An 11641-nucleotide genomic window follows, 5' to 3' on the forward strand; every position below is an offset into this window, starting at 1 on the left:
GCTCCATCGCTCACATACACGGCTCACATATACTGCTCAAAAATGCCGCTCAGAAATACGCGTCGGCGCTGTCCAGCAGACGTTGTGCCTGCTGCTGTGCGTAGACGTTCTGCAAGGTCAGTCCGGGCTGCTCCGGATCCGCTTCCAGCACTTTATGAAGCTGGGCATCATGCAGCTCACGATCAAACACCAGACGGGCATAGTGCTCGGCGTACAGCACCCGCGCCAGCAGGTTGCGCCCTTGGGACAACGCCACCGCCTGCTCGAAATGCGCCTTGGCCTGCTCCGGCTGGCCGCCCAGGGAGGCCGGCAGCAGACTGTTGAGCACTCCCAGGTACATATGCGCCTGACCGTTCTGGTAGCCTTCGTCCAATGTCACCACCCGCTCCATCAGCGCACGCACCCGGGCCAGTTCGGCCACCGCGTTCCAGTCGTCGGAATGGGTCTGGATGTAGCCGGCCCAGGCGCTGCCCAGAGTAAACAACAGGGGCAGATCCTCGTCGCCGGCCTCCGCCAGCAACGCCTCGAACTCCGGCACCGGCGTCTGGCGCAAATCGCAGTAATCGCTCCGCTGGCTGCAAGCGGCGCGCATGGCGTAATCCAGGGCCTTCTCGTTGAGTGTCGCGGCGCGATCGGGGTCCTCAACGAACAAACCGGCGTAGGCGCCATACAAATCGGCGCCGGCACGCAACAGGCTGGTACGCTCCGGCCAGGTCAGGATCAGACCATCCACCATCAGCAGATAGCTGGGCAGTCCCTCACCCACCAGGACCAGATCGTTGTTGTCCTCGATGCCCTTGGCCAGATTGTCGCCGATCCGATTCACCGCGCAGCCCTGCACAATCAGCAACAGAACCACCGAACAGACTGCTCGCCATTGTTTCACGCTGTTGTTGCCTCCTATTCCGGGACTCTTTATAGCAGCGGCCACCGACCAAACTCAAACGACCGTTGGAAACCGGCCATGACGCTCTGCCTCACGCCGGCCGCTGACGGCGCCAGAGCCCCACCGCGGTGCCAATCGCCATGCCGCTGAGCAATCCGGCCAGATGCGCTGAGTTGGCGACGATGCCGGAGAGCCCGACATAACAGATCACCAGCCACACCAGCATCAACACCACCACTTCCTTGCGCAGTTGATAGCCGGCCCCTGGATTGACCTTGCCGTACAGCCACAGATACCCGAGCAGGCCATACACCACACCGGACAGACCGCCGAAATTGGGGCCGGTGTCGTAGAACTGAGCCAGGTTGCTGACGGCGGCGGTAACCAGGGTGATCCACAGCAGTTGAAAACTGGACTGGAACCGTTCAATCACCCGGCCCAGATCGCACCACCACAACAGATTGAACAGGATATGCAGAAGCGACATGTGCAGCAGCATCGGGGTGACCACCCGCCATGGCTGCACGGCCAGTCCGTCCAGGGAAGGCGGAAACATCAGCGCCGCGTAAAGCCGGTCTCCCAGTAAAAAGGGGGACAGATACACCAGAACACAGAGCACCAGCCCGCTCTTGGTCACCAGCCCCAGGCTGCGAAACCAGCCGCCACTGAACAGCGCCTGCCGCGGCACGTCGGCGGGGGCATTGCTGTGCCAGGCGTCTTCCTGCCAGCGCCGGTCATCGGGGCTGGCCAGGAAGGCCTGACACAGCTCGCGGGCTTCCTCAAAGCGGTCCGCCGCCACGGACACCACCTGGCCGTCCTGCTCCGGTCGCAGCTCCGCGCGGATACCGCGCTGCCCCAGCATATGCACCAACCGCGCGGCGAGCGCGGCGTTGTTCACGCGAACCAGTTCAATCATGGAATCTCCTGCTGCCAGCGCCGCCGGGCCCGTGGGTCATCGGCGAGCCGCTCCACCTGCTCCCAGAAGCAGTGCCAATGCCCGCCACAGCCTAACAGAAGGGCCTGGAAAGCGGGCACCAAACCGTAATAATCCCCCACGCCGTTGAGTTGGGCATTATTGAGCGGGCCCTGGAAAAAGCCCTGATAGGCGTCCAGGGCGGGCAGTTGGCGGCGCTCGGACTGATAGCGCTGGCGCAACTGGCCAATCAGCCGGTCCTTGCTCTCGGCCATCGCCGATCCCGGGATGTCACTGGCGTAGAGTCGGGTCAAGGCCGCGCGGGTGTCGGTCACCATGGCCAGAAAGGCGGCACGGGCACGGTCCACATCGCGCCAGCGCTCCAGGTCCACGGTCAGGTCATGGCCGGCAATGAACCGGGTGGTGCCTTCACGGGCCACCATGGTGGCCAGGGACTCATTGAAGCGGGTATCGCCCTTCACATACAAACGCCGGTGCACCAGTTCGTGCAACAGCAGGTCCACCATGTCGGCGCGGGAACGGTTCATCATCGGCGTGGTGAGCGGGTCGTTGAACCAGCCCAGCGTGGAGTAAGCGGCGGCACCGCCCACATAGGTGTCGAAACCCTGCTCATCGAGATCATGTGCCGCACGCAAGGCGGCCTGCCGATCGAAATAACCGCGATAGCTGACACAACCGGCAAACGGGTAGCACCAGGTTTCTGGCGTCAAGGAGAACGCCGGCGCGGCCATGAGATTCCAGACCACCGCCCGGCTTTCCAGGGCCACGTACTGCCGATAGACACCGCGAGCGGGCAATCCCATGCGGTCGGCGGCGAAGTCCAGCACCTCCTCCGCCAGCCGCAGATTATCCCGCACCCGCTGCGGCGTGGCCGGATCGGCCAGGGCGTCGGCCAGCGGCTGCCGTTTCGACATCAGAGACCAATGCCCCTTTATTGCCTGGCCGTAATAGCCCAGTTGGCAGCCGGAGAGCACCGCCACCACAATGACAGCGGCCAACAGCCAGATCCGTTTACGCCTCATGCGCGGGACATGAACTTCCGTTCCAGGGTATTGACCTTCACCCGCTCCCCCTCCTGAATGTACTCCGGCACCTGGATCACCAGGCCGGTTTCCAGGGTGGCGGGTTTGGTGCGGGCGCTGGCGGAGGCGGCTTTCATCGCCGGCGCCGTTTCCTCAATGGTCAGTTCCACCGCCTGCGGCAGTTCCAGGCCGATCACCGAATCACCGACCCGCAAGGCCAGCAACCCGCCGGTAGCCTCGGTAACGAACGCCAGTTCATCCTCGATGTCCTCGGACCGCAGCGGGTATTGGGTGAAATCCTCCTCGTCCATGAAGATATGCTCGGCGCCGTCCACATAGGAGAAACGCACCGGGCGGCGTTGCAGATCCACGGTGGGCACGTCGTCATCGCCCTTGAAGCGCTCCTCGAACTTGGAGCCGCCGCCAACGGCCGTGGCGCGGACCCGGTAGAGGGTGGCGGCACCACGGGCGGAAGGGGATTGCACTTCGATCTGGCGGATCACGTAGAGGCCGCCGTTATGCTCGATCACATCGGATTTCTTCAGGTCGCTGGCGCGGGTCACAAAACAATCCTCACTGAATGGTCGCCAGCCATTCTAGCCCAGAGGGCAAGACGGTCCTACAGTCGTGACGCCGGACGCCCTGGCAAGCATGAAAAGTGGTTGTTTATATCCGCAATGTTCCGAGACACGGTGTTCTATAGCGTCTGGCGTCCAGCGTCCCGCGTCAGGCGTTCCGCAATCCAGTCCCGGGCGCGTTCGCTCAGGCGCTTGGGGTCGTCGTCCGCCGGCAAGGGCGCGCCGAAGGTCAGATCGACAATGACCCGCGGACGGCCCAGCAGCCGCCACAGATGATGGTGGAATTCGTCGTTGCCGATGAACGCCAGAGTCGGATCAAAGTCACCGTTATGGTCCCGGTAACGCAGCGCCACCGGCTGCACCGGCGCCTGATCAGCGGCGGCCAGCAACTGCGGGAAAAACCGCCGCACGGCACGGCCATCCGTGGTGGTGCCCTCGGGGAAGACCAGCACCGAACGGCCACCTGCCAGGCGCTCGCGGATTTCCTCGACCTTGCGGCTGACTTCGCCGCGGCCGCGACGAATGAACAGGGTCCCCACATTGCGGGCCAGCCAGCCGATCACCGGCCACTCGGCCACTTCCGCCTTGGACAACATATCGCAGGGCCGCAGCGCGCCGATCACGGGAATGTCCAGCCAGGAAACGTGGTTGCTGATCAACAGCATGGCGCCACCGGCCGGTGCGCCGGTCACCCGTAGCCGCACCCCCAGCAGCGACAACAGCCGCAAATACCAGCGCTGTTTGGCCATCACCATGGCCGGATGAGACCGCGGATAGCGGGCGCGCAGCCACAATGCCTCAAGCACCCCGGCAAGGATATGCAGCACCACCAGCGGCAGCCGCCAGGCCCGGCGCAGCGCGGCGGCCAGCCCCGTGCCATGGCGATTGGCGGCGGCGGTCTCCAGCCGTTCCATCACACCGCCTGCGCCGGTTGCAGGAAATGCTGGACGTAGCGGCTGGGCAGATCGTCCACCGCCAGCAGGATGAAGTAGTCCAGACAGTTGAAATCCGGATCCCAGCACGGTTCGCCGCAGACCTTGGCGCCCATGCGCAGGTAGGCCTTGAGCAGTGGCGGCATGCGCTTGCCGTTCTCCAGCGGATCGCCGGGCAGACTTTCCAGACGGTACCGCGGTGACACCCGGTATTGCGCCGGTGCTCTGTGATTCTCGCGAATATGCTGGTCTATGGCGGCCACGTTATAACCCTCGCCCAGAGCGATACTGGCACAGCCGATCAGGTAACGGGTGTTCTGCTCGATCATGTAACGGGCCAGCCGTGCCCACAGCACGGTGATCACGGCGCCGCCGCGATGGCGCGGGTCGATGCAGGTGCGGCCAATCTCCGCCACCTGGCCATCCAGATGCCGCACCAGGGGCATGTGGAACTCGCCGGTGGAGTAAAAGCCACCGGTGCGCGCCACCCGATCACCAGGCAGCACCCGGGTATAGCCCACCAATTCTCCGGTCTGGTTATCGCGCACCACCAAATGCAGACAATGGCGGTCGAAGCGATCCCGGTCCAGACCGAATGGAGCATGGAAGCTGGCACCGTATTCCTCGGAGAAAATCCGGTAGCGCATGCGCTGCACTTTCAGGATCTCGCGTCGAGACCGGGTAAAGTAGGCGCTGAAACGGCTGTTGTTGGTATTCGCCTCTTCCCGCTCACGGGCAGGCTGGCGGAAAACCACCCGCCATTGCGGCTTCAGGGCTTTCAATTTTCCAGCGGCTTGCGCAAGCATAATGGGCTCCATGGCTCTTTTTCCGGCAGTCTGTAAGCCCGCCATGTCGACGCCGTGACAGCCTTGTGACAGTTCCGCGACAGGACCGCCGCACCAATTACCCGCTCTCTGGCCATCAACAGGTGCCGCCACGGCAACGTGCCGTCGCCAAAAAAGAAATTATCCGGTCGCCACAATCCGTGTTTCATGGCCAGACCGGCGCCGCGCGCGGCGCTCTCTTTCGGTATCAAGTGGGGAAACCAACATGTTCTTAACCACCGCCAGAGCGCTGCTTGCCATATCCACCCTTGTTTGTGCTCTGACCTCCATGGCGGACGGCCGTCTGCCGATTTCCTTCGTTCTCGATTGGAAACTTCAGGGCGTGCACTCGTGGTACTACCTGGCCGAGGACCGAGGCTACTTTGATCGGGAAAACATCGAACTGAACATCGATCAGGGCGATGGCTCCGCCGCCACCGTCACCAAGATCATGGCGGGAACCTATCAGGCCGGTTTCGGTGACGTTAACGCGATTATCCAGAACGCGGCCCGGCGCCCGGAAAGCACACCGGTGATGGTCTACATGGTTTATAACCGGGCGCCCTTCGCCATAATGACGCTGGCTGACGGCCCTATTCACAGGCTCGAGGACCTGCAGGGTGCCCGCCTGGGATCACCGGCCGGCGGCGCGGCAATGCGCATGTTCGACACCCTGGCCCGTCTCAACAACCTGGACGCCGACAGCGTCGAGTGGGTCAACATGGCTCCCAACCTCCAGGAACAGATGTTGCTACGCGGCGAGGTGGATGCCTCCGCGGTATTCTCGGTGACCAGCTATGTAAACCTGCTGGCTCAGGGCAAGGACCCGGAGCAGGACGTGCGCTGGTTTCATTACGCCGACCACGGCGTGGCCCTGTACGGTAACGGCGTGATGGTCTCACCCGAACTGATTGAGCAGCATCCGCAGGCCGTGCACGGGCTGGTAAGGGCAATCAACCACGGTATTCGCGATGCCATCGCCGATCCGGACGCGGCCATCGAAGCATTGGCCAAACGGGAGCCGCTGATCAACAAGGCCCTGGAAAAACAGCGCCTTCTTTACACCCTGAAAACCGTGATGCTGACGCCGGAGGTCAGTGACAACGGCCTGGGCCAAACGGATCCCGAGCGTCTGGCCCGATCTATCGAGCAGGTTGCCGACGTATTCGAGCTACCCGCCAGACCCAGCGCCAGTCGCGTTTTTACCGATGAATTCCTGCCCCCCAGGGCGCAACGTCAGGCCGGACAATGAACACGCCCGCTCGTTGGCATTGCGAATGGCTGCTGCCCGCACCGGGACAGCGCCCGGCCCGGCGGGGCGCCCGCTTGCAATGGAACGGCGCCAACCTGACCTCGTGGCGGAATCGGGCCGTCGATGACCCCGTTCCCCCTCGGGGACTGGTGCTGCCGGCACTGGCCAATGCCCATGACCATGCCCGCGGCTTTCGCAACGCCAGCCTTGGCGCCTTCGGCGAACCCCTGGAAAGCTGGTTGCCATTTCTTGGCTGGATGCCGCCAATGCCGCCTTATCTGTGCGCGGCCACTTCCCTTGCCCGGTCCGCACGCCACGGCGTGGTCAACGTCCTGGTCCATTACACCCGCGTGCAAGGCGGCCTGCCTTACCTGGAAGAGGCTCGGGAGGTGGGCCGTGCCGCCCGCGATGTCGGCGTGCATATCGGCTTCGCCCTGGCGCTAAGGGATCGTCAGTCTCTCGCCTATGCTCCGGACCACACCGTGCTGGCGCGGTTGTCCCCCGCGATTCGCGACGCTATCCGTCGCCAACTCGCCAGCCCGGCGCTGCCCGTGGCCGAGCAGTTGGCACTGGTCGAGGAAGTGGCTGCCGCCTGCGCCGACTACCCAATGACGGTGCAGTATGGCCCTACCGGCGTGCAGTGGTGCTCCAACGCTTTACTGGAAGGCGTGGCGCAGGCGTCCTCCGATCAACAAAGACCAGTGCACATGCACTTGCTGGAAACCAGGCGGCAAAGACAATGGGCCGATCACGCCTTCCCCGGCGGCATCGTCCACCATCTGGACCAACTGGGACTGCTCACTCCCCGGCTGACCCTGGCGCACTGTACCTGGTGCCGGCCGGAGGAACTGGCCCTGCTGGTGGAACGGGGGGTCACCATCGCCGTCAACACCAGTTCCAATCTGCTGTTGGGCTCCGGTATCGCGCCGTTTGAGGAGATGCAGCGTCAGGGCTGCCGGGTGGCCATGGGGCTGGACGGTCTGGCACTGGACGAAGACGACGACGCCTGGCGCGAATTACGTCTGACCTGGGCTCTGCATCGGGGAAGCGAATTCCGGCCGGCGCTGGACGCCGCCACCCTCTGGCGATTCGCCGCCGTCGACGGCCGGCGCGCGGTCACCGGCGAACAGGATGGTGGCGGCGTGATCGACGACGGCGCTCCGGCGGACCTGATCATGCTGGACTGGGACGCTCTCAACGACGACGGACTCTGGCCCGACCACGACCCCTGGCCGTTGATACTGGCGCGGGCCAGTGGCCGCCATATCGACAAGGTAGTGGCCTCGGGGCGGCTGATTGTCGACCAGGGCCAGGTACTGACCGTGGACGAAACCGCGCTCACCGACGAATTACATCGACGCGCGCGGCATGCCATTGACCGTGACAGTGCCGGGATACAGGCATGGCGCCGGACTCTCACCACATTCAGCCGCGAGCTGGAAGCCTTCTATCACCATCAGGGACATTGCTGTGGCTGAGATGGTCAGGCCAACAGTGCCGCCGGCTCGGCCAGGTGCCATTTCAGATGTTCCGCGAAACTGTACGCGGCCACCGGCAAGCGGCGGCCGCGCAGCTGTGCCAGCAGCAGTTTGCCGCGGGGGAAGCCGTGATCTTCAATTTCCCGTGCCACCAGATCACCGCCGTCGGTGAGTGCGCCCACTGAAATCTGGAACGACACTGCTTGTTCGCGATGCAGAAAGCCACGCAGAAATTCAAAGGAATTACTCTGCACCGCCGGCGTGAAACGCACCGAGCTGCGGGCCAGAAAGCGATCCAGCATTTCTCGCCCGGCGGTGCCCCTTCCCGCCAGAGCCAATGGCCAGTCGACACAATCCCTGAGCCGTAGTGACGGTTTCTCCACCAACGGATGGGTATGGTGCATCCACGCCACCAGCTTCTGCTCGTAGGAACCGAGTATCTGCAGATCCGGCTCCGGCTGCAGGTTGAAAACCAGCGCCAGGTCGCTGTCGAAGTCACGCAGTACGTCCAACGCGTGCAGATGATCAGCAACGTTCACTTCGAATTCCACCGCCGGGTGCGCTTCACGAAACGCCTGCACCGCATGGGGCAGAAACACCGGCGCCAGCGCCTGGCTGCACACCAGCCGCACCAGGCCACGCCGCAGTCCGGACAGATCCTCGATATTGGACCGCACGCGCTCCAGCTCCGCCGTGCGATCACGGATATAGGCGACGAACAGCTCCCCGGCGGCGGTGAGGCGCATCCCCCGCGGCAGCCGTTCGAAGATCGGTGCTCCCAGTTCGTCCTCCAGGTCCTGAATCCGGCGAATCACCGCCGAGGGGGCCACATGCAAGCGCTCCGCTGCCTGCCGCACCGATCCCACCCGTGCCACCTCATCCACGTAACGAAGAAACCGAAGGTGATTCATAGCCCTGCCCGTTTGCTGTGATGGTCGATCACGCAAGCAGGTTTAGTGCCATATACCGTTGCCAAAATCGCAACAGTTAAGCGCCCAAAAAGCAATAAAAGAGAACAGCCTATGGCACGTGGCGTGCTTGGTTACTGGCGTTGAATACAACGTGAAGAGCGATGCCGGACATGACCCAGCCCCCGACCACCAGGATGCCCCCCCTTAGCCAACAATGGCATGACACCGAACAGGGCGTCAGCCTGATCCGATTTCCCCTGCCGGCCCGCCCCATTACGATGCAGGCGCAGCCGGAATGCATCGAATTGGACCTCAACCGTACCCAGTTGGTGGTGGTCGACATGCAGAACGATTTCTGCCACCCGCAAGGCTGGTTCGGTATCCAGGGAGTCGATATTTCACCGATGCGCTCACCGCTGACCACCCTGATCCCGCTGGTGGACGGCTGGCGCGCACTGGGCTACCCGGTGCTGTGGCTGAATTGGGGGATTCGTCCAGACTGCGCCAATCTCAGCCCCACCCAATTGCACAAGGGACGGCGTCTGCCCGACGGTATTGGTTACGGCGACGCCCTCCCCGGCCAGGACAGCCGCGCCGTGGTGGCCGGCGATTGGGGCGCGCGCAACGTCGATGAACTGCCGCCGCGGGAAGGCGATTTGTTGATTCACAAACATCGCCTGAGCGGATTCTGGGACAGTGAGCTGGATTCGGTGCTGCGTCAGCGTGGCATCACCACTTTGCTGTTCGCCGGCATCAACACCGACCGCTGCGTGTTCAGCACACTGCAGGACGCCGCCTTTCTTGGTTACGACTGCGTGCTGCTCGAAGACGCGTGCGGCACGCCCTCTCCACAGTACGTCAGCGACGCCATTTATTTTCTTGTTCGCCAATTACACGGCTTCGTCGGCCGCGCCACGCATCTGCTCGACGCCTGCGCACCGTGACACCGGTTTTCATTCCATAACCGCCAACGTTAAGGATTTGCCATGACATCGTTTACCCGTCTGCTTCGCTACTGCCTTATGGCCAGCCTGCTGGTCAGCGCCGCCCTGGCCGGCGCTGATACCCGTTTGAAGATGGTGCTCAACTGGAAATACGAAGGCTCCCAGGCCTGGTTCTTCCTGGCCAAGGAAAAAGGTTATTTCAAGGAGGAAGGCATCGATGTGGTGCTCGACCAGGGCGAAGGCTCCGCCGCGTCCATCGGCAAGGTCGCCAGCGGCGCCTATGACGTCGGCTTCGGCGACACCAACGCCATCATCGAGGCCGCCGCCACCCATCCGGATCGCGCCCCGGTGGCGGTCTACATGATCTACAACACGCCGCCGTTCGTGATCGCGGTAAAAAGCGGCAGTGACATCAAAACACCGGGCGATCTGTCTGGTAAAACCCTGGCCGGCCCAGCCAACGACGGCGCGCTGAAACTGTTCCCGGCGCTGGCCCGCCAGGTCGGCCTGGACACCGATTCGGTGAACATTCTCAACGTGGCGCCGAACCTGCGCGAACAAACGCTGCTGCGTGACCGTGCCGACGGCATCTTTGGTTACCTCAATACGATCCGCTTCTCCGCCAAACTCGTGGGCATGAACCCGGACCAGGACCTGCGCTTCATCCGCTACAGCGACCATGGTCTGGATCTGTATTCCAACGCGGTGTTCTTCTCCCAGGACATCATCAACGAAAAACCGGAAGTCGTGCACGGTTTCGTGCGGGCGCTGAACAAAGCGATCAAGGAAGTGATCGCCGATCCGGACGCCGGCGTCGACTACGTGCTGAAGCAGGAACCACTGCTGAACAGGGAAGTGGAGAAAGCCCGTCTTCTGGCCACTCTGCAATGGGAAATGAACCACCCGGAAATCGGGAAAATCGGCCTGGGCGCGGTGGATCAGGCCCGTCTCAAACGCAGCATCGATATCGACGTGCAAGCGAAAAACCTGCCGCGCGTCCCCACCGTGGAACAAATCTTCGACAGCCGTTTCCTGCCTGCCGAGGAAGATCGTATTCATCAATTGAAATGAGGACGGCATGAAGCTCAATCTGCAAGGAAAAAACGTCATCATCACCGGCCCGGCCAAGGGCATGGGCCGGACCGTCACCCTCGCGTTCGCCGCCGAAGGGGCCAATCTGGCGCTTACCGGCCGGGACATCGCGGCGATTGAACCGGTCGCCGAGGAAGCCCGTGCTCTGGGCGTGACCGCCACGGTACTGCGCTGTGACCTGAGCATCGGTGCGCAAGTGAACACGATGGTCGCTGAAGCGGAAAAAACACTCGGCCCCATCGACGCCCTGATCAATGTCGCCGGCGGCTCCGGCCCGATCGGCAAGACCGGCTGGGAGACCACCCAGGAAGAATTCGACGACATCGTCCGGATCAATATGACCGGCTGCTTCAACACCATGCGCGCGGTGCTGCCCGGCATGATCGCCAACAGCGGCGGCAAGATCGTCAACGTCGGCGGCACCTTCGGTATGCACGGCCGCGCCGGGCGTATGGCCTATTCCGCCTCGAAATGGGGACTGCGCGGCATCACCAAGAGCTTCGCCATCGAAGCCGGCCCGCACAACATCAACGTCAACTGCGTGGCACCGGGCATGGTCGACGGCCCCCGCTTCCGTGACAAAGTCTGCGCCAACATGGCCGCCGCCCAGGGCATTTCGCTGGAACAGGCGATGCAGCGTCACGCCGAGGACTATGCCCTGCGGCGTGTCACTACCGACCAGGACGTGGCGCACGCCTGCCTGTTCCTGGCCAGCGAGGTGTCACGCCAGATCACCGGAGTGGACCTGCCGGTGGATGGCGGCTGGGCCGCCTTATAAGGAGAAGAGT

At 63.2% G+C, this 11641-nt stretch carries 12 protein-coding genes; 5 read left to right on the forward strand and 7 right to left on the reverse strand.

The features are described from left to right. Positions 1-49 precede the first annotated feature (49 nt). The 6 genes from B5T_RS16405 to B5T_RS16430 form a co-directional block, all read right to left on the reverse strand. Entirely contained in the window at positions 50-886 is an 837-nt protein-coding gene (locus B5T_RS16405) for a TRAP transporter TatT component family protein (protein ID WP_014995648.1), read from the reverse strand. A gap of 91 nt (positions 887-977) precedes the next feature. After that, positions 978-1802, reverse strand: a complete 825-nt coding sequence (locus tag B5T_RS16410; protein ID WP_014995649.1) for a rhomboid family intramembrane serine protease — start codon at positions 1800-1802, stop codon at positions 978-980. Further along, the gene (locus B5T_RS16415; RefSeq protein ID WP_014995650.1) at positions 1799-2818 is read right to left on the reverse strand and encodes an aminopeptidase; all 1020 of its coding nucleotides are present in this window, start codon (positions 2816-2818) and stop codon (positions 1799-1801) included. Before B5T_RS16415 ends, B5T_RS16410 begins: the two co-directional genes overlap by 4 nt. Positions 2819-2838: 20 nt before the next feature. Next, a complete protein-coding gene (efpL, locus tag B5T_RS16420; protein ID WP_014995651.1) occupies positions 2839-3405 on the reverse strand; it encodes an elongation factor P-like protein EfpL in 567 nt (188 codons plus the stop codon). A gap of 134 nt (positions 3406-3539) precedes the next feature. Continuing rightward, entirely contained in the window at positions 3540-4334 is a 795-nt protein-coding gene (locus B5T_RS16425; RefSeq protein ID WP_014995652.1) for a lysophospholipid acyltransferase family protein, read from the reverse strand. After that, the gene (locus B5T_RS16430) at positions 4334-5158 is read right to left on the reverse strand and encodes a GNAT family N-acetyltransferase (RefSeq protein ID WP_014995653.1); all 825 of its coding nucleotides are present in this window, start codon (positions 5156-5158) and stop codon (positions 4334-4336) included. The genes B5T_RS16425 and B5T_RS16430 overlap by 1 nt, the downstream gene beginning before the upstream one ends. A 244-nt stretch (positions 5159-5402) precedes the next feature. On the opposite strand from B5T_RS16430, the gene B5T_RS16435 reads away from it, so the two are divergent. Together B5T_RS16435 and B5T_RS16440 are read left to right on the forward strand one after the other, a co-directional pair. Further along, positions 5403-6428: an ABC transporter substrate-binding protein gene (locus tag B5T_RS16435; protein WP_014995654.1), complete on the forward strand. Its 1026-nt coding sequence runs from the start codon at positions 5403-5405 to the stop codon at positions 6426-6428. Then, positions 6425-7906, forward strand: a complete 1482-nt coding sequence (locus tag B5T_RS16440; protein ID WP_148279287.1) for an amidohydrolase family protein — start codon at positions 6425-6427, stop codon at positions 7904-7906. Before B5T_RS16435 ends, B5T_RS16440 begins: the two co-directional genes overlap by 4 nt. Positions 7907-7911: 5 nt before the next feature. On the opposite strand, the gene B5T_RS16445 is transcribed toward B5T_RS16440, so the two are convergent. Next, positions 7912-8817 carry a LysR family transcriptional regulator gene (locus B5T_RS16445; protein ID WP_014995656.1) on the reverse strand — a complete coding sequence of 302 codons (906 nt, stop codon included), beginning with the start codon at positions 8815-8817 and terminating at the stop codon, positions 7912-7914. Positions 8818-8987: 170 nt separating this feature from the next. Between B5T_RS16445 and B5T_RS16450 the strand changes: the two genes are divergently transcribed. From B5T_RS16450 to B5T_RS16460, 3 genes are read left to right on the forward strand one after another with little or no spacing between them, the layout of a single operon-like run. Beyond that, on the forward strand, positions 8988-9761 hold the full coding sequence (locus tag B5T_RS16450) for a cysteine hydrolase family protein (protein ID WP_202803014.1): 774 nt from the start codon (positions 8988-8990) through the stop codon (positions 9759-9761). A gap of 42 nt (positions 9762-9803) precedes the next feature. Next, positions 9804-10832, forward strand: coding sequence for an ABC transporter substrate-binding protein (locus B5T_RS16455; RefSeq protein ID WP_014995658.1), 1029 nt, complete (start codon positions 9804-9806; stop codon positions 10830-10832). Between the two features lie 7 nt (positions 10833-10839). Then, positions 10840-11631, forward strand: a complete 792-nt coding sequence (locus tag B5T_RS16460; RefSeq protein ID WP_014995659.1) for an SDR family NAD(P)-dependent oxidoreductase — start codon at positions 10840-10842, stop codon at positions 11629-11631. The last annotated feature ends 10 nt before the right edge of the window (positions 11632-11641 follow it).

The organism is Alloalcanivorax dieselolei B5 (assembly GCF_000300005.1).
In the GTDB taxonomy this organism is placed as follows: Bacteria; Pseudomonadota; Gammaproteobacteria; order Pseudomonadales; family Alcanivoracaceae; genus Alloalcanivorax; species Alloalcanivorax dieselolei.